The sequence below is a fragment of the Kibdelosporangium phytohabitans genome (genome assembly GCF_001302585.1).
Lineage (GTDB): Bacteria > Actinomycetota > Actinomycetes > Mycobacteriales > Pseudonocardiaceae > Kibdelosporangium > Kibdelosporangium phytohabitans.
In genome coordinates, this window is record NZ_CP012752.1 from 8,475,144 (window position 1) to 8,492,512 (window position 17,369).

14 protein-coding genes and 3 pseudogenes are annotated in these 17,369 nt (G+C 67.9%); 5 read left to right on the forward strand and 12 right to left on the reverse strand.

The window, feature by feature from the left end; all coding sequences use genetic code 11:
- Positions 1–228: 228 nt before the first annotated feature.
- The gene (locus AOZ06_RS38305; RefSeq protein WP_054293844.1) at positions 229–792 is read right to left on the reverse strand and encodes a phosphoribosyltransferase family protein; all 564 of its coding nucleotides are present in this window, start codon (positions 790–792) and stop codon (positions 229–231) included.
- A 100-nt stretch (positions 793–892) separates the two neighbouring features.
- Here AOZ06_RS38305 and AOZ06_RS38310 point away from each other — a divergent pair, with 100 nt between their 5' ends.
- Together AOZ06_RS38310 and AOZ06_RS38315 are read left to right on the forward strand one after the other, a co-directional pair.
- Positions 893–3,469, forward strand: coding sequence for a glycoside hydrolase family 2 protein (locus AOZ06_RS38310; protein ID WP_054293845.1), 2,577 nt, complete (start codon positions 893–895; stop codon positions 3,467–3,469).
- A 78-nt stretch (positions 3,470–3,547) separates the two neighbouring features.
- Entirely contained in the window at positions 3,548–4,888 is a 1,341-nt protein-coding gene (locus tag AOZ06_RS38315) for a S41 family peptidase (RefSeq protein ID WP_054293846.1), read from the forward strand.
- A 40-nt stretch (positions 4,889–4,928) separates the two neighbouring features.
- On the opposite strand, the gene AOZ06_RS61780 is transcribed toward AOZ06_RS38315, so the two are convergent.
- From AOZ06_RS61780 to AOZ06_RS38345, 7 genes are all read right to left on the reverse strand, one after another.
- Positions 4,929–5,708, reverse strand: coding sequence for an alpha/beta fold hydrolase (locus AOZ06_RS61780; RefSeq protein WP_335338314.1), 780 nt, complete (start codon positions 5,706–5,708; stop codon positions 4,929–4,931).
- Complete coding sequence (locus tag AOZ06_RS61785; protein WP_335338315.1) at positions 5,614–6,282, reverse strand: epoxide hydrolase family protein; 669 nt, start codon at positions 6,280–6,282, stop codon at positions 5,614–5,616. The genes AOZ06_RS61780 and AOZ06_RS61785 overlap by 95 nt, the downstream gene beginning before the upstream one ends.
- Positions 6,283–6,342: 60 nt before the next feature.
- Positions 6,343–7,233 carry a helix-turn-helix domain-containing protein gene (locus AOZ06_RS38325; protein WP_054293847.1) on the reverse strand — a complete coding sequence of 297 codons (891 nt, stop codon included), beginning with the start codon at positions 7,231–7,233 and terminating at the stop codon, positions 6,343–6,345.
- A gap of 21 nt (positions 7,234–7,254) precedes the next feature.
- Positions 7,255–7,893 (reverse strand): maleylpyruvate isomerase family mycothiol-dependent enzyme, encoded by a 639-nt coding sequence (locus tag AOZ06_RS38330; RefSeq protein WP_063810183.1) that lies wholly within the window; start codon positions 7,891–7,893, stop codon positions 7,255–7,257.
- Positions 7,890–8,708: a fumarylacetoacetate hydrolase family protein gene (locus AOZ06_RS38335; protein ID WP_054293849.1), complete on the reverse strand. Its 819-nt coding sequence runs from the start codon at positions 8,706–8,708 to the stop codon at positions 7,890–7,892. Before AOZ06_RS38335 ends, AOZ06_RS38330 begins: the two co-directional genes overlap by 4 nt.
- Positions 8,705–9,811 carry a cupin domain-containing protein gene (locus AOZ06_RS38340; protein WP_054293850.1) on the reverse strand — a complete coding sequence of 369 codons (1,107 nt, stop codon included), beginning with the start codon at positions 9,809–9,811 and terminating at the stop codon, positions 8,705–8,707. Before AOZ06_RS38340 ends, AOZ06_RS38335 begins: the two co-directional genes overlap by 4 nt.
- 63 nt (positions 9,812–9,874) lie before the next feature.
- A complete protein-coding gene (locus tag AOZ06_RS38345) occupies positions 9,875–10,612 on the reverse strand; it encodes an IclR family transcriptional regulator (RefSeq protein ID WP_054293851.1) in 738 nt (245 codons plus the stop codon).
- Positions 10,613–10,661: 49 nt separating this feature from the next.
- Here AOZ06_RS38345 and AOZ06_RS38350 point away from each other — a divergent pair, with 49 nt between their 5' ends.
- Positions 10,662–11,975 (forward strand): MFS transporter, encoded by a 1,314-nt coding sequence (locus AOZ06_RS38350; RefSeq protein ID WP_169799035.1) that lies wholly within the window; start codon positions 10,662–10,664, stop codon positions 11,973–11,975.
- Between the two features lie 706 nt (positions 11,976–12,681).
- On the opposite strand, the gene AOZ06_RS38355 is transcribed toward AOZ06_RS38350, so the two are convergent.
- On the reverse strand, positions 12,682–13,578 hold the full coding sequence (locus tag AOZ06_RS38355) for an RNA polymerase sigma-70 factor (RefSeq protein WP_054293853.1): 897 nt from the start codon (positions 13,576–13,578) through the stop codon (positions 12,682–12,684).
- A 163-nt stretch (positions 13,579–13,741) separates the two neighbouring features.
- Here AOZ06_RS38355 and AOZ06_RS38360 point away from each other — a divergent pair, with 163 nt between their 5' ends.
- The gene (locus AOZ06_RS38360; RefSeq protein WP_054297233.1) at positions 13,742–14,227 is read left to right on the forward strand and encodes a carboxymuconolactone decarboxylase family protein; all 486 of its coding nucleotides are present in this window, start codon (positions 13,742–13,744) and stop codon (positions 14,225–14,227) included.
- A gap of 475 nt (positions 14,228–14,702) precedes the next feature.
- Here AOZ06_RS38360 and AOZ06_RS60655 read toward each other — a convergent pair.
- From AOZ06_RS60655 to AOZ06_RS38365, 3 genes and pseudogenes are all read right to left on the reverse strand, one after another.
- Positions 14,703–14,882: pseudogene (locus AOZ06_RS60655) on the reverse strand (transposase); the annotation flags it as partial.
- A gap of 33 nt (positions 14,883–14,915) precedes the next feature.
- Positions 14,916–15,038 (reverse strand): annotated as a pseudogene (locus tag AOZ06_RS62325) (transposase); the annotation flags it as partial.
- A gap of 352 nt (positions 15,039–15,390) precedes the next feature.
- Positions 15,391–16,251 carry a LysR family transcriptional regulator gene (locus AOZ06_RS38365; protein WP_054297234.1) on the reverse strand — a complete coding sequence of 287 codons (861 nt, stop codon included), beginning with the start codon at positions 16,249–16,251 and terminating at the stop codon, positions 15,391–15,393.
- Positions 16,252–16,333: 82 nt separating this feature from the next.
- Here AOZ06_RS38365 and AOZ06_RS38370 point away from each other — a divergent pair.
- Positions 16,334–17,243 (forward strand): annotated as a pseudogene (locus AOZ06_RS38370) (MBL fold metallo-hydrolase).
- Positions 17,244–17,369 lie beyond the last annotated feature (126 nt).

Sequence of the window (17,369 nt, forward strand, 5' to 3'; positions counted from 1 at the left end):
TGCCGAGCGCACAAGCCCAGAACCGGTCCCAAACGACTCGCGCGCAAACCAGCCACAACGGCAAGCACAGGCCAAGCCCCAGCGGCAAGGGCGCAAGCGCAAGGAGCGCCCACGCATCCAACAACACCCAGAAAGGATCCAGAGCACGGGAAACGAAGGACACCGACAACCCCTCCTGCCCAGAGGTCAGCCCCTCGGCGAGGGAAAAGTCCCATTCCGTGCAAAAAATCAAAGATCCCGAATATGCAGCAAAGACCTGACGCCCAACAGACGACGCGTCTCGTTGCTCATCAAAGCATCCACAACCACGGCAGCGCCAAGCCAAGTAGCTTCAGCATCGTGCACAAGCGACCGGACACCGGATACCTGCCCACCCGTGGTGATCCAGTCGTCAACAACGAGCACCCGATCCGCGGGACCCACCAGGCGTTTGCGGAAAGCAAGAGTCCGGTGACGGTTGCTGTAGTCGGGCGGGCTTCGCCGTTCGCGCCATGCGTCGCTGTCGACCACTTGCTCCCGGCGTTTGCGCACTTCGACGAAGCCGATGCCGAGGTCGACCGCGACGAGGGGACCCAGTAGGCAACCGCTGGACTCGACGCCGAGCACGACTGTCGGCTGCCCGTCGCGGAACAGCGAGGCGAGAGCCGGGCCGAGCGAGCGCAGCAGCGTGGGGCTGCGCCACCAGCTCGTCATGTCGGCGTACCAGCTCTCGTCCGTGCGGTCGCTGTGCCAGAAGAACACGCGGCGCAGCCGATCCCGTACTTCGGAGGTGACGTCGGGTTCGGTGCGCATCCGTCGATGATCCCGGTGCAGGCACGTGCACGCACCTGGTTATGAATTTACTTCGTTAGGAGTCTTGCCGAAACTTCTTCACCCCGGCACAGTGCGTTGCATGATCGGACGCCTGCTCACCGCCGTGCTGGCACTGTCCCTCCTCGCTGTACCGCCTGCCGCCGGAGCGGACCACGTGCCCGTTGTGCCGCTGGTGCCCGGCAAGGTCATGACGGTGCCGGGGTGGCGGATGCAGTCTTCTGCCGTGGCTACGCAGGGTGGGGCTGAGGTTTCCGGTGCGAGATTCGGTGACCGGTCCTGGTACGCGGTCCCCGCGAGGTCGACGGTGATGGCCGGGCTGGTCGTCAACCGGAAGTACCCGGACCTGAACTACTCGACCACCCTGCGCGACGCGGTCAACCCCGTCGATTTCGCCGTCCCCTGGTGGTACCGGCACGAGTTCGCGGCGGCACCCGTACCGGGCAGGCACACGTTCCTGCGGTTGACCGGCGGCGTCATCGCACGCGGTGAACTCTGGGTCAACGGCACGATGATCGCGGGCACGGACCGCGTCGCCGGTGCCTATCCGCGGTACGAGTTCGACGTCACCGCTCTGCTCAAGCACGGCCGCAACGCGATCGCGATCAAGGCGATGCCCGCTGACCCGTTCCGCGACCTCACGGTCAGCTTCCTGGACTGGAGCCCACCCGCTCCGGACAACAACATGGGCGTCTGGCGTGACGTCCGAGTGGCCACCACCGGCCCGGTCTCGGTGTCCGACGCCCGTGTGCTGACCGCGCTGGATCTGCCAGGTCTACGGTCCGCGACGCTCACGGTCAAAGCCGAACTGCGCAACAACACCGAGCACCCAGTCACCACCGTACTGACCGGCAGCGCGAGCAATCGTCCGCTGTACCACATAGTTTCGCTCGCGCCACGGCACACGCAAACCGTCACCTTCCCCGCCATCACCGTGCACGAACCGAAGCTGTGGTGGCCCGCGCAGTTCGGCGACCAGCCGCTGCACCGGCTCGACCTCACCGCGTGGACCTCGCACGGCTTGTCCGACCGCGCGGAAAGCAGCTTCGGCATCCGTGACGTCCGGTCCGAGCTGAACTCCACGGGCGCACGGCAGTTCTACGTCAACGGCAAGCCATTCGGTGTCCGCGGCGGCGGCTGGGCCTCGGACCTCTACCTGCGCGCCCAGCCCGACCGGCTCGCCGCCGAACTCCGGCACGCCCGTGACCTCGGCCTGAACACCCTCCGCCTGGAGGGCAAGCAGGAGGACCACGAACTGTTCGAACTCGCCGACCGGCTGGGCATCATGCTGCTCCCCGGCTGGGAGTGCTGCACGAAGTGGGAGAAGTACAGCGGGTGGACCGATGAGGACTACCGCGTCGCCGGTGAGTCCACATCTGCCGAGGCCAAGCGGATGGTCAACCACCCCAGTGTGCTCGGTTTCCTCATCGGCAGCGACAACGCGGCGACCGCCCGCGTCGAACAGGCCTACCTGGACGCGTTGCGAGGCGCGGACTTCCCGGCGCCGATCATCCCGTCCGCCGCCGCGAAGACCACGCCTGTGCTCGGCAAGTCCGGGATGAAGATGGACGGGCCGTACTGGTGGATCCCGCCGAACTACTGGTACCAGGACAAACTCGGTGGCGCCGCCGGGTTCGCCTCCGAGGTCGGCTCCGGCCCCGCCATCCCGGAGCTGGACACGTTGTCGCGTTACCTGTCGCCGCAGGAGATCGACGACCTGTGGCGCGACCCGGACAAGCCGCAGTACCACCTTGCCAAGAAGGAAGTGTTCGCCAAGCTGACCGTGTTCTCGGCTGCTCTCACGCAGCGCTACGGCGCGCCGAAGGACTTGCGCGACTTCCTGCGCAAGGCCCAGTTGGCCAACTACGAGGCCAACCGCGCCCAGTTCGAGGCGTACGGCCGGGACTTCGCCGACCCGGTCAACCCCGCGACTGGCGTGATCTACTGGATGGTCAACAACGCGTGGCCCACGCTCTACTGGCACTTGTGGAGCTACGACCTGGCGTCGGCGGGTTCGTTCTTCGGCGCCAAGAAAGCGTTGCGGCCCTTGCACGTCCAGTACTCGTACGACGACCGGTCGGTGGTCCTCGCCAACACGGGCCTCGCCGCGGTGCCAGGTCTCACCGTGCGCGCCACGGCCTTCGCGCTGGACGGCCGTGTGATATCGGACAAGTCCGCTGCCGTCACGGCAGACGCCAACACCGCCCGGCGAGTGCTGGACGTGCCCAAGCCGGACGTGTCAGGGACGTATCTGGTGCGGTTGCTGCTGCAGGACGCCGCGGGCCGTGAGGTGGACCGCAACATCTACTGGTTGTCCACGTCGGACGATGTGCTCGATTTTCCGAAGTCCACGTGGTGGTACACGCCCACCACCGCGCACGCCGACCTCACGGGCCTGCAGAACCTGCCACCGGCACAGGTGAGCAAGTCGGTCACCTACCAGCGTGACGGCTTGGATGTGGTGCTGCGCAACGATTCTTCGACGGTCGCGCTGTCCGTCCGGGCTGATCTGCGCACGGCTCCCGGTGGCGCGCAGGTCCTGCCGGTCAGCTGGTCGGACAACTACGTGACGCTGTGGCCGGGCGAGTCCGTCACGCTGCACGCGTCGTACCAGGGTGCACGGCGGCCGCACGTCGAGATCAGCGGGTTCAACGTCTAGGCCTGGGGGCCAGCCCCCGGGCCCGCACTGGGGGTCGCCCGGTTCCCCGGTGCGCGGGCGGTCAGCAGACTCCGGCGTATGACGATCAACGCCACACGACTGATCGCGGCCGGTGCCGCGTTGTGCCTCCTGACCAGCGCTGTACCGGCCTGGGCGGGCAGTACGAGCCGGGTGGACGGCGTGTGGCTGACCGACGGCTACGGCTTGGTCACCGAGGTCGCCGACGGCCACGCGCAGTCGTACGAGATCACGCGGATCAGCTGCGTGAAGGGCCTGGATTCGGCGCAGACCGGCCCGGACCGGTTCGCGAACAAGGACTTCGAGTTCACCCTGCGCGCCGACCGGCGCGGGCAACGCGCGACGCAACAGATCGACAGCTCGGTCGGCGAACGGCACCTGCGGCGGCTGCCCGCCCTCCCGGCGCAGTGCCGACGGCCCGCTCCCACCGACCGGCTCACGGCATTCGACGTGTTCTGGACGACCTTCGCGGAGAACTACCCGTTCTTCGCAGCCAAGAACGTGGACTGGCTGGCTGTCCGCGACCAGTACCGGCCGAAAGTCAGCCAGGACACGACCGACGACCAGTTCTTCGACGTGCTCGCCGCGATGGTCCGGCCGCTCGGGGACGCACACGTCATGCTGCGCGGCGGCGAGCGGTCATTCGTTGCGCTGCGGCCGGGCACGACGTTGCCGACACCGGACGAGGAACGCGAGGTGCGGTCGTTCATCGTGCGGCGTGACCTCGGTGGCACGCCGTTGCGGGAGTTCGGGCGCGGCCGGATCGGCTACGCGGAACTCCCCGGGCGCATCGGGTACCTGCGGCTGATCGCGTTCACCGGATACACCGGCAAGGGCTTCGCCGCTGACGCAGCGGAACTCGACCGGGCGCTGGACGCTGTCCTTCCCACGGGCAAAACCACTGGACCGCGGGCACTTCGTGGGCTGATCATCGATGTCCGGATCAACGGCGGCGGTGACGACCCGCTCGGCGTCCAGATCGCGCGCCGCCTGACCGGCCGCCCGTACCTGGCGTACACCAAGCAGGTCCGCAACGACAGCCGCCGCCAACCGCTGTGGGTGCACCCGGGGCCGGCGGTCTACACCGGACCGGTCGCCGTGCTGACCGGTGGTTCGACGTTCAGCGCCGGCGAGACGTTCGCCCAGGCACTGATCGGCCGGACGCCGAGCCCGGTGCGGATCGGCGAGAACACGCAGGGCGTGTTCTCCGACAAGCTGGAGCGGACGCTGCCCAACGGCTGGTCGTTCACGCTGCCCAACGAGGAGTACCTGACCCGCACCGGCGGCACCTTCGACGGCACCGGCATTCCGCCGCACGTCAGGACGCCGGTTTTCACCAGGGAGGAGTTCGCCGCCGACCGCGACTCCGCGTTCGACCGGGCGGTCACGCTCCTGCGGTAGTGCGGCCGTGGCACGATGCGCGCGGGGCTACGGACCGTACTCAACGCGGCACCTGACATCGAAGTCGCCGGGGAGGCCGGTAACGGCGCTGGCCGGCACGGCACAGTTCAGCCACAGCGGACCGGTGGCGGGACACAGCCTCGTGGCGGCGGTAGCGGACTGGGCATCGTGGTATGCGGGAACGGGCCGCGTTGCCCGGCGGCAGCCTGCGGGCCGGTCCCGGCGAATGTCCTGGGTGGACAGTCCAGGCGGACCTGCCACGAGGTTGCGCGGCGAGAGCGCGGAACGCGTCCCTGATCTCGGAAACCAGGAGATCCGGCTGTTCCAGGCCGGGGAAATGCCCGCCGCGGTCCAGTTCGTGCCACGACCGGAGATCGAGGTAGCGGCGCTCGGCCCAGCGGCGCGCGGTCGGCCACGGATCAGCCGGGAACAGCGAACAAGCGGTGGGCACGGTGACTGGCTGCGCGTTCTCGTCCTCGGCGGTGCGCGGCATCCACCGCATCGCCTCCCAGTACCACCGGGAGCTGGACGCGCCCGTCCCGGTCAGCCAGTACAGCGCGATGTTGTCCACTCGCTGCGCCACGCTGAGACCGTCGGAGTAGGCGGCGAACTTCTCGCCGAGCCACGCGGCCAGACCGGCGGGCGAGTCGAGCAGCGAGTAGCCGATCGTCTGCGGGCGCGTGCCCATCAGCATCCCGAAGCCGTAGCCGTCCATCAGGTGCAGGTCACGCTTGGCCAGCACGCGCTGTTCCGCCGGATCCGGAGAGATCCGGTCCGCCGGCAGCGGTGACGCGAGCGGCATGGTCAGGTGCAGGCCCACGACCCGCTCCGGAACGACACGAGCCAGCTCCGTGCTCACGCAAGCGCCCCAGTTCCCCGCCGTGCGCACCGAACCGGTCGTAGCCGAGCAGTGTCATCAGCTCGGCCCATGCCCCCGCGGTGCGACCGGGATGCCAGCCCTGTTCGTCCGGCCGGTCGCTGAAACCGAAGCCAGGCAACGACGGGACGACCACGTGGAAGGCGTCCCGTGCGGAACCGCCGTGGGCGACCGGATCGGTGAGCGGCCCGAGCGGGTTCTCGAACTCCAGCACCGAACCGGGCCAGCCGTGTGTCAGCAGCAGCGGCAACGCCGTGGGTTCGGGCGAGCGTACGTGCCAGAACGCGATACGCAGCCCGTCGAGGCGTACCCGGTACTGCGGGATCGCGTTCCACTGGGCTTGCCTTGCGCGCCAGTCGTGCTCTCGCCACGCGTCCAGCAAAGCCGACAGCTGCCGCAGACCAAGTCCTTGTGTGTCGCCGGGCGCGGTTTCCGGCTCGGGAAGCCGGGTCCGGTCCAGCCGTGCACGCACGTCAGCGAGCTCACTGTCGGCGACATCGACAACGACATCTTCCACGAACGGAAACCTAGGCCGACGTGGCCCGCCGGTTCCATGTCCGGGATTGCCGCGCACCGATCAGGAATTGCGGTACGCCGACGGGCGCGTCCCGGTGTGCCGAAGGAAGGCGGTGGACAGTGCGCCGGGGCTGGCGAAGCCGCATCGCGCGGCGATCCGGGCGATCGGCAGGGCGGTGTCACGCAGCAACCGTTTGGCTTCGTCGATCCGCAGGCCGGTGAGCATCCGGTACGGCGTCGTCCCGGTCGTTTCCTTGAACACGCGGACGAGGTGGAAGACGCTGAGGTGCACCGCACCGGCGATGTCGGCCAGCGTGACCGGATCGGCCAGCCGGGCCCGCATCACCTCGACGGCCGCGCGGACACGGGCGTCCTCCCGCGCCGGCGTCCCCGGCCCTGGCAGGCGCGAGTGCCGGGTCAGCAGGTGCACGGTCAGGAAAGCCGCCGCGGACTCCGCGTACAGGTCATTGGCGCCCGTGACGGAGCCGACAGCTCTGACGGTCTCCTCAAGCAGTGGATCATCGGCGGCCACGGACGCCGCCATAGCCTCGAAATCCACCTCGTAGCCGCCCAGCTGCGCCGCGGTCGACTCGACGGTGTCCCGCGGGATGTGGACCTGCACGCTGCGCATCGCCCCGTCGCCGCGGTAACTGCGCACGACGGGCGCGTTCGGGATCGCCATCTCCAGCCGTCCCGGGCGCCACGTGGAGCGGCTGGCCCGGCCACCGCCGCGGGTCTCCACCACTGCCCGGCCCGCGACCGGCAGCACCAGGTGCAGATCCGCCGCGCCGGGCATCGGGATGTCCTCGGCGGCCGTCACGTGTTCGAACCGCTGCACCAGCAGCGACTGCCAGCCGGCGTCCGCCCAGCTGCAGTGCGTCCGCGTGACGTACCGGTCCATGTCGAACCCGACGTACGGCTGCAGGTCGAAACGCACGGAGTCGAACACCATGGCTTCGAGGGTAGTACCGTGTCAGAGCCACGGCGGGAGCGCGGGCAACGGTTCGTCCGCACGCGGCCGTGGTGAGAAGTCGCCACGCCCGGTGAGCCAGCGCGCCAGGTCCGCCGGTGCCCCGTCGGCGCGGACAGTGATCCCCTGTGCCGCACGGCGAGCCAGCGCGTCGTCCACCAGCGCGTCGAGGAGATCGTCGGGGAAGGCCGCGAAATCACCGCCGGAAGGCAGGTCGCAGGCGTGAATCCACAGCTCGCGGCTGCGTAGCCACGGAATCGTCGTGGCAGGCACACTCCGGCCCTGCGCGGTGACGACTTCGTTGTGCCACATGGTGTCCTTGAGCCCGCTGAGAGCGGCGGCCAGCCGTTGCTGCTCCTCTTCGGCGAATTCCCGGAGCCGCGACACGGACCAGCCAGCGCCTGCGTCGATCTCGTCCGCACGTGCCCGCGGGCTCGTGTACATGGGGGTCGGTTCCCCGGTCGCAGCCCACTGCGTCAGCCGTCCCAGGGCGCGGGCGTTGTGCCCCACGTGCGAGAGCAGGTGTTTGCCGGTCCAGTCAGGCAGACGGCTGGGACCTTCGATCGTCCTGTCGTCGATGGCTGCGAGGCACGCGGCGAAGTACGCGTGCCCACGCGCCATCCAGTCCATTGCCGAGCTCATCCGCGCCTCACCTCGTTGGACATCTCGCCGATTCCCTCCACCGCGGTGCGCAGTGTCTGCCCCTTCTGCAGGTATCGCGGGGGTTTGCGCGCGTGCCCCACTCCCCCGGTCGTGCCGGTCGCGATCACGTCGCCGGGGTTGAGCGTGATCATCGTCGACACGTAGCCGACCAGGTCGGCGGGGTCGAACAGCAGGTCGGCGACGGTGGACGACTGCACGACCTCGCCGTCGACCGTGCACGTGATCGCGGCGTCCGGGGCGAGTTCGTCCGGCGTGGCCAGGTACGGGCCGAGTGGCGTGGTGGCCTCCCATGTCTTGCCCTGCAACCACTCCCGGGTGCGGAACTGCCAGTCCCGCATCGACACGTCGTTCATCACCGTGTACCCGGCGATCGCCGCCTCCGCCGACGCCCGGTCGGCCCGCCGCACCCGGCTGCCGACGACCACGACCAGTTCGGCCTCCCAGTCGACCGCGTCCGACTCCGGCGGCAGGTCCAGCTCGTCGTGCGGTCCGATCAGGACTTCCGGGAACTTCGCGAACAACGTCGGGAACTCAGGCAGGTCACGGCCCATCTCAGTGATGTGCGTGCGGTAGTTCAGCCCGACGCAGACGATCTTGCCCGGCCGGGGGATCACCGGGGCGAGGTCCGCGCGACCGGCCTGGACGCGTTCGCCGCCCGCCGTTGCCGCGTGTGCACGCCAGCCAGGGTCCGCGAGCAGGCTGCCCACGTCACCCGGGCCGAGGTCGACGTAGTGGTCGTCGTCGACGCGGGCGACGTGGAAGCCGCCGTTCACGCGCAGGGTGGCCAGTCTCACGTGCCGGCTCCTTCGTCCGAGGACCGGTCCAGGTGCAGCCGCTCGAAGATCGGTGCGTCGCCGAACCGGAACAGGTCGAGGCCGGTCTCGGTGGCCAGGGTGAACGGCTGCCATGACGGCACCGCGAACAGATCGCCGCGTTCGGCCGTCCACCGCTCGGCGCCGACGGTCACTTCGCCCGTACCGTCGAAAACCTGGAAAACACACGATCCCACCTCGCGGCGTTGCCTGGTCGACGTGCCCGCGGCGAGGCGGTGGAATTCGGCCCGGATCGTCGGCAGCACGTCGCCGCCGGTCGTGGGATTGGTGTAGCGCACGGCGGCGTGACCGGGTTCGACGGTCGCCGGGTAACCCTCGGCTTCCAGCGCGAGTTGCTCGGCGAGCGCGCGATCCGTGTGCTCCCAACGGTAGGCCAGCAGTGGCGTGGCGGGCGTCGGCCGCACGTGCGTGAGCGGACGCAGTCCCGGATGCGCCCACAGGCGTTCCGACCGGGACAGCGCCGGGTCCTGCCTGGTGTCGACCTCGTCCGGGCCGAACTCGAAGAAGGTGGCGTCGGCGTAGTGCTGGAACGGGATGTCCAGGCCGTCGATCCAAGCCATCGGGCCGTCGCTGCGGTTGTGGTGCCCGTGCCAGTGCCAGCCCGCCTGTGGCAGGAAATCGCCACGGCGCATGGCGACCGGATCGCCGTCGACGACCGTCCACACGCCTTCGCCTTCGACGACGAACCGGAAGGCGTTCTGGGTGTGCCGGTGGACCGGCGCGTCCTCGCGTGGGTTGAGGTACTGGATCGCCGCCCACAGCGTCGGCGTCACGAACGGGCGCCCGCCGAGCCCGGGATTGGCCAGCGCGATCGCCCGTCGCTCGCCGCCACGGCCCACCGGGACCAGCTCGCCTGCCTGCTCGGCCATGGGGAGCAGGGTGCGCCACCGCCACAGGTGCGGCAGCGCTTTCGCCACGGGCCGCGCCGGCATCAGGTCGCCGATCTCGGTCCACAGCGGTACGAGCAGCTCGGTCTCGAAGCCGCGGTACAGCTCGTCCAGGTCCGGCGTGCGGACAGGTTGGTCATGGGCATCGGTGGCCGCGATGCGCACGGGTGAGTCCATGCGTCGCAGCGTGCCCCGCGTTCCGCGGGCCGGTGCAGGTTTTTCTGTCACGCAGAATGAATGTCAGCCGCCGACGTCGTGTTCGATCGCGGACAGCGTGGTGCTCAACGCGCTGACCCAGGCGGGCACGCGATCGCGGTGGAAACGGACGCTGGGCATGGCGATCGCCAGCGCAGCGACCGGGGCACGGGCGGAATCCCTGACCACGACGCCGAGTGCGGTCAGCCCCGCCTCGGTGCGCTGGTCGTTGATGGCGAAGCCGCGTTTGCGCACCAACGACAGCTCACGCTGCAACCTGGGCACGTTGACGTCCGCGGAGTCGGCGTACAGGGCGGCGACATCGGCGGGCCGCAGCGCCGCGAGGATGGCCTTGCCGCCGGAGCACAGGTGCGCGGGCAGCGTCCGGCCGACCCGGCTGCCCACGCGCAGGACCTGCGCGCATTCGGCACTGGCCACGAACCGAGCCTCGGTCCCGGCCAGCACCACGAGGTTGACCGACTCCGTCACCCGGTCGACGAGGTCACGCATGTGCGGCGCCGCGACCTGGCGCAGCAACGCCACCGGCGCCGCGGACGGCGCGGCGGGGCGGAGCACGTCACCGGCCTGGTAGCTGCGGTCGGGCCGTTGCTCGGCGAAACCCCGGTACACGAGCATCGCGAGCAGCCGGTGCGCTGTGGACGGTGCGACCCCGATGCGTTCGGCGGCGTCGCTGACCCGCAGCGGACCTTCCTGCTGCAGCAGGATCGCCAGGTGCAGGGCGTGGTCCACCGAGGTGATCGGGTAAGGCGGTTTGTTCTGCATAGCAGAAAAGAGCATACGTCGGACCGGAGTGGACGGCATGCTTCCCGCTGTGTATACGCCGCAACGGGATTCACGCAGGCAGGGGGCACGGACCTCGATCCTGATCACCGCGCTCTGCGCGGTGATGGTGGTGATCGAGGGCTACGACCTCGTCGCCTACAGCGTCGTCCTGCCCGTCCTGACCGACAACCCGGCATACGGGTTCACGCCGGGCAACGTCGGCTGGGTCGCGGCGGCTGTCTTCGTCGGCGCCCTGTTCGGCGCACTGACCTCCGGCTGGCTCTGCGACCGCTACGGCCGGCGTCCCGTCGCGATCGCCGCGCTGGCCGAGTTCACCCTGTTCTCCGGACTGTGCGGGTTCGCCGCGGGGCCTGTCTCGCTCGGCCTGTTCCGGCTCGTCGCCGGGTTAGGCATCGGCGCGCTCATCCCGGCGGCGTCGGCGCTGACGTTGGAATTCGCCATCCCGCGGCACCGCACACTCGCGTACACGGTCATGCTCGGTGGCGTGCCCGTCGGGGGTGTGCTCGCCGCGCTGACCGCCATCCCGGTGCTGGCGAACCTGAGCTGGCACTGGATGTTCTTCATCGCGGTGATCCCCGGCGTGATCGTCCTGCCGATCGTGGTCAGGACGCTGCCCGAGTCGGTGGCGTTCCTCGAGTCGGTCGGCCGCGCGGAGGAGGCCGCGGCCGTCAGGACACGGTTCCAGCTCGCCGGACCGCCCGCGCAGGCCGGCGTCCCGGCCCCGGCCGACGAGGGCGGCTTGTTCAGCCCGGGGTACCGGACCGCGACCGTGCTGTTCGCCGCCGCGACCTTCTGCGGTCTGCTCGCGTGGTACGGCCTGGCGACGTGGCTGCCCGGCATCATGCGCAAGTCCGGGTACGAACTCGGCTCGTCGCTGGTTTTCCTGCTCGTGCTCAACCTCGGTGCAGTCGCCGGGTCACTGTTCACCGCGGCGGCGACCGACAAGTGGGGCAACCGGAAAGTCGTCATCCTCACGTACGCCGGGATGGCGGTCGCTCTCGTGGTGATGCAATACAAACTGCCGCAACCGCCGTTGTTGCTGGCCATCGCGCTCGCGGGCGTCGGCGGCCACGGCGGGCAGATCCTGATCAACGCCTTCGTCAGCAAGTCGTACCCGACGCACTGGCGGGCACGGGCGCTGGGGTGGAGCCTCGGCATCGGCAGGCTCGGCACGATCGTCGGCCCGATCCTGATCGGGTGGATCGTGGCGGGCGGCGATCCGCGGCTCGGCTTCATCGTGTTCGCGGTCGCCGCGGTCACGGCGTTGGTCCTGCTTTCGCTGGTGCCGCGCACGCGTGCGTTCGAGCAGGCCTCCTCGGAGGTCACGGACAAGGCGGGGTGAACGGCAGTCCCGGCAGGTACCGGTCCCGTTCGTCCGCCGTGCCACGCGGAAAAGCAGCTGCGAGGATTTCCCGACGCCGGACGGGTCGAAAATGGCGAGCAGGCGGCGGCGCGTCACTTCTGCGGTGAGGTCGGCGACCATTGTTGACAGCCAAAGAATCGATCAGCGTCAGCCTGCTGGAACGGCGCCAATCCGACGTACGGGCTTTCAGTGGAATCGTCAGCCTGCCGAGCCGGGGCCGCCTCCGCTGCGAGCTCGTGCCACCTGCGTTCCCGGGCATCGGTGTCTCCCGCGCAACCGCGCACGTAAGCCAGGGTGACCGCCAGCATCGGCAGATTCCCCGCCTGCCGCGTCGGACACCGTGCCCGCCGAGTAGTGCACGCGCTGCGCCAGCTCGCGATACGGCGGGCTGCCCGCCTCATGACGCAACCGCCGCAGACGGCCGCGAACTGCGACAATGCGCCGCCATCGGTGTCGATCGGGCGTTCGCGCCAGGGCATGAGGCCCCTTCCCCGCTGACTGGGTCCATTGTTCGGACCTTGTCGTTCGGCGTCCAGCCACCGACACCGGACAACGCGGAGGCGGTACACATTTCCTCGTGGCCGTCGTAGTTCGCCCTCAGCAGAGCCCGGGCGGCCACACCCTCTGTCGGTCGTTCGTGGAACGCAAGGGGGAGACACGAACGACCGACATCCCCATCCCGCAGTCAGCGGCGAAGGGCGGTTTCCCGATCCATATGCGACAGTTTCTCGGGATTGCGCACGGCATAAAGACCGGTGATGAGACCATTGTCGATACGGACCGCGACAACCGTGTCCAATTCGCCGTCGAACTGGATGACCAAAGCAGGGTGGCCGTTGACCTGAACAGGGCGCATCGACACCGAGGCGGTGAGTTTCCGCAACCCGCCTGCCAATAGCCGCGCCACCTTCTCAGCCCCGACGACAGGCCGCGGCACGGCTTGTTTGATTCCGCCGCCGTCACCGAGCATCACCACGTCCGGTGCGAGGACGTCGAGCAGGCCCTGCAGGTCGCCGGTTTCGACGGCTCGCTGGAACGCCGCCAGCGCGCCCCGGGTCTCGGTCTGCGACACGATCTCGCGTGGGCGGCGCGCGGCGACGTGGGACCGTGCCCGGTGGGCGATCTGACGGACCGCGGCAGCGCTCTTGTCGACCGCTTCGGCGATCTCGTCGTACCCGAGGTCGAACACCTCCCGCAGGACGAACACAGCGCGCTCGGTCGGCGTGAGCGTCTCGAGCACGAGGAGCATCGCCATCGAGACGCTGTCGGCGAGTTCGACGTCCTCGGCCACATCGGGCGCGGTGAGCAGCGGTTCAGGCAGCCATGAGCCGACGTAGGACTCCTTGCGGCGGCCGAGCACGCGCAGCCGGGTCAACGCTTGGCGTGTGGTGATGCGGACGAGGTAGGCGCGGTGGTTCTGCACGGTGCCGAGGTCGACACCGACCCATCTCAGCCAGGTTTCCTGAAGGACGTCTTCCGCGTCCGCGGCTGAACCGAGCATCTCGTAGGCGACTGTGAAGAGCAGGTTCCGGTGCTCGACGAACACCTCGGTCGCGGGGTCCGGGCGCTCGTCGGTCTCCATGGGTGGCTCCTCTGTCGGTGTCGTTGCCCAGCAGACGCCATGGTCAGCCGGTTTGTGACATCAGGACGGTGTGGGGTGGGTCACCTCGCCTGGCTGTCACAAGAACGGGGGCCGGTGGCGTCTGGTGGTCGTCCGATTCGCAAGACGATCGTGAGGAATGGCCGTGAACGCTCGGTTCGACATGTTCTCCAACGAGGTTGCCCTGAAGTTCGGCAAGCGGTTCGCCAACGCCAGCACGGCCATCGCGCAGTCACCGCTGCCGAAGTCGACGCAGGAGCTGGTTTCACTGCGGGCCAGCCAGATCAACGGTTGTGGCTTCTGCGTCGACATGCACACCAAGGACGCCGTCGCCGACGGGGAAAGCCAGGTGCGTCTCAACCTGGTCGCCGCTTGGCGGGAGGCCACCGTCTTCACCGATGCCGAACGGGCCGCTTTGGCTCTGGCTGAGGAAGGGACTCGGCTGGCCGACCACCACCAGGGTGTTTCGGATGAGACCTGGGGTCAGGTTCGCAAGCACTACGACGACGATCAGGTTGCCGCTTTGGTTGCCCTGGTGGCTCTGATCAACGCCGCCAACCGGATGAACGTCATCGTTCGCAACCCTGCTGGTTCTTACGAGCCTGGGATGTTCGACAGCATGAAGGCTTGATTTCCTGGGTTTCTGTCGGGTTCACCGTGCTTGCGGCCGGGCTTTGGCGCCCTTCTCCATGCTCGGGTTTTTGGCCTTTGGCGGGTTGGGGCGGCGCCGACTTGACATGGGAACCCCGGGGGTGGCCTCATCGAGCGCGAAGGTGGAGCCCCGTGCAGTATCTATTGCGCGGCACTTTCCAAAGTGGCGGGGCTCGCCACGCCGGCAAGCTTACGGCCACCCCCATGTAAAATCGGCGCCGCTCTTGGGTTTTCGGGCTTTTGGCGCTCGGACTGCCTTTGTTTTTGCGGCCTTGCAGGTGTGTCACCAGGCTTGTCAATATTATTACAAGGAAGGGCGAAGCGTCACCTTGTCGTCAGTTTAGAGGTAACCGGCTTCGAACCGGCGGATGAGGTAGTTGAGGCATTGTTTCCAGCCCCACGTGCCGGTCCCGGACTCGCCGCCTCGTTTGGTACTGATATTTCGGGTTCCCAGATAAAGCAGCTTCGTCGCTGGGGAGGTGTCCTCGGGTTTTGGTGATTTTCCGGAGTTGGTAGTTGACGGACTTGACCAGGTTCGTGGTGTAGACGACCTTGCGGAGTTCGGGTGGGTACTCCAGGAACAGGACGAACTCGTTCCAGGCGCGGCGCCAGACGTCGACAACCCCCGGGTATTGGCGCCTTCGTTCGCGGCGATCCAGGTGCCCAGCACGTGCTGAAATCAACGCAGGCGACGCGTCGACACCATACACTTCACCCAGGTGCGCTTGAATGTCACGAGTGGGCATGCCCCCTGAACACAGCGACAGAATCATCTCGTCGAGCTGCCCGATCCGGCGGAATTTCGGGCCCTGTCGACCACGCCTCGATCACGTTCGCGTTCAACAGCGACGACACGCCAGGAACATCGCCGCCACCAGTCGGGCGTTTCTTCGATTCACTCGCGGACACAGGAAATCCTGTCCAGCCGACCACTCGGGCGACTGTTCAGGCCCGCCCAGCCTTACACGAGATATCAAACAGGCCCTCCAATCGCAACCAGCAGCGCTGACGCAATCAGACATCATCCGTCAAAAACCCAGCACACGACGGCGAGCAGGCCACAGGTGGGCACGCTTACATACTCACCATGCACAGTCCGCGGCGAGAAGCAGGCACGGTGTGCGCTGGAAAGAAGGCCAAAGATCAGCGATAAGCCTCAAGGGCAATCCGAGTGAACGAACGGATCAGCGGGTCCTCGCGCGCAGTCAGCCAAGCGACGACCAAAGGACTGGGCGGCATGCCGGACAAAGGCACACAGACAAGCCCACTTGGAAGCACATGCGAAAGCGGAGAGATGCCAACGTTTCCGTTCCACAAGACGGCCTGCAGACACTCGTTGACGGTCCGCGCCACCGGACCTTCGGAACGTTGCCCAGCAGGCGCCGTCCCGTTCCAATAGGCACGCCAGACGGGGTCCGTGCCGTCAGGCAGTTGAAACCACGGACGATCCGCCAAGTCTGCCAACGTCAGCGAGTCCCTCTGGGCGAGGGGGTCGTCCGCGCGCAACACGGCACCCACTCGCTCGGAGCGCAGCGTCGTTGTACTGATTCCCTTGTCGTTGAAGGGGAGTCGGGTGAGGGCGACGTCCACCACGCCGTTGCGGAGGCCTGTCGCCGGGTCCGTGAAGTCCGCTTCGCGGAAGCGGATCGCCACTGTGGGGTGGTGGCTGCGGAACGTCTCCGCCAGGCGCGCTCCGCTTTCTCCCGCTGCGCCGCCGAGGGTTCCCACTGTCAGCGTCACTTCGCCTGCTGCCGCTGTCACCCGGGTCCGGGCTTTCTCGGCCTGTTCCAGCAGCGTCCCGGCTTCCTTGTACAGGGTCTTTCCTGGTTCGGTCAGGTCCACTCCGGTTGCCGATCGCGTCAGCAGTGTGACGCCCAGGTCTGTCTCCAGTTGCTTGATCGCTCTGCTCAGGGGTGGTTGGGTCATGTGCAGACGGGTTGCCGCGCGTCCGAAATGTCTTTCTTCCGCGACCGCCATGAAGTAGCGCAACAACCGGAGTTCCACGACCAGCGATGATACCCATTCGGCATCGGTGCTGCTCAGATGATGTTGGACGGGGACCTGCCGTCCGCTGGACAGTCGGGTCATGGCTTCTTTCGAACCGCTCACCCATGATCCTGCCGTCGATGTCAGCTCTGCCACGGATGTCGCTCGCGACCTGGTGGTGATCCCCAACCGTGGCGTTGAGCTCGTGCCCAACATCGGGGTCATCGGGGGCGATCACTCCGTGCTCGTCGTCGACACCGGGATGGGGCCGCGCAACGCCGAGAAGGTCCTCGCCTTCGCCGCCGACCACGCCCGTGGGCGCAGGCTTTACCTGACCACCACTCATTTTCACCCCGAGCACGCGTTCGGGGCTCAGGTTTTCGCTGGTGAGGCCACATATCTGCTCAATCGGGCGCAGGTCGACGACCTGACCGGCAAGGGAGCGGGTCACCTCGACATGTTCCGGGGGGCTCGGTGCTCCGATCGCACGGCAGTTGGAAGGCGTCGAACTCGTTGCCCCTGATGTCGTCTACGACCAGGACTACGAGCTTGATCTGGGTGGTCGTGTGGTGCGGATGAGCGCTGTCGGGCGTGCGCACAGCAAAGGTGATCAGGTGGTGACCGTCGCCGACGCCGGTGTCCTGTTCACCGGTGATCTCGCCGAGGCTGGGCAGTTCGCCATCTTTCCCTGGTTTCCGCCTTATGACACCGATGTCTCCGGACTGCGGTGGATCGAGGTGATGCGGCTGCTGGTCGAGAGCGATCCGCGGATCGTCGTGCCCGGTCATGGTGACGTTTCCGGGCCGGGGTTGCTCGTCGACGTGCGTGACTAGCTTGAGCAGCTGCGGGATGAGACGTGGGTCCGACGGGATTCCGCCGTGTCGGCCGACACTGTCGTCGCCGAGATCGAGGCGTTGATGATCGAGCGGCACCCGCGATGGGCGGGGCGGGACTGGATCGCCGAGGGCGTCGGCTGTCTCTGCGCGGAGCACCCTGATCGTCCACTGTAGATGTCAAGGTGTTCTTTCGTCGCAACGTGGTGAATAGCCAGGGTGCGGGCCGGGAGATTTGGTTTGTTCGGAGCAGAGCGCAGCGCGGTCACGCCAGTACGATGAGTGACGCTGCGGCGCGATGCA

Excerpts from the sequence above, each read along its gene's own strand:
- AOZ06_RS38305 (WP_054293844.1), bottom strand. The coding sequence starts at position 792 with ATGCGCACCGAACCCGACGTCACCTCCGAAGTACGGGATCGGCTGCGC.
- AOZ06_RS38310 (WP_054293845.1), top strand. The coding sequence starts at position 893 with ATGATCGGACGCCTGCTCACCGCCGTGCTGGCACTGTCCCTCCTCGCT.
- AOZ06_RS38315 (WP_054293846.1), top strand. The coding sequence starts at position 3,548 with ATGACGATCAACGCCACACGACTGATCGCGGCCGGTGCCGCGTTGTGC.
- AOZ06_RS38325 (WP_054293847.1), bottom strand. The coding sequence starts at position 7,233 with ATGGTGTTCGACTCCGTGCGTTTCGACCTGCAGCCGTACGTCGGGTTC.
- AOZ06_RS38330 (WP_063810183.1), bottom strand. The coding sequence starts at position 7,893 with ATGAGCTCGGCAATGGACTGGATGGCGCGTGGGCACGCGTACTTCGCC.
- AOZ06_RS38340 (WP_054293850.1), bottom strand. The coding sequence starts at position 9,811 with ATGGACTCACCCGTGCGCATCGCGGCCACCGATGCCCATGACCAACCT.
- AOZ06_RS38345 (WP_054293851.1), bottom strand. The coding sequence starts at position 10,612 with ATGCAGAACAAACCGCCTTACCCGATCACCTCGGTGGACCACGCCCTG.
- AOZ06_RS38355 (WP_054293853.1), bottom strand. The coding sequence starts at position 13,578 with ATGGAGACCGACGAGCGCCCGGACCCCGCGACCGAGGTGTTCGTCGAG.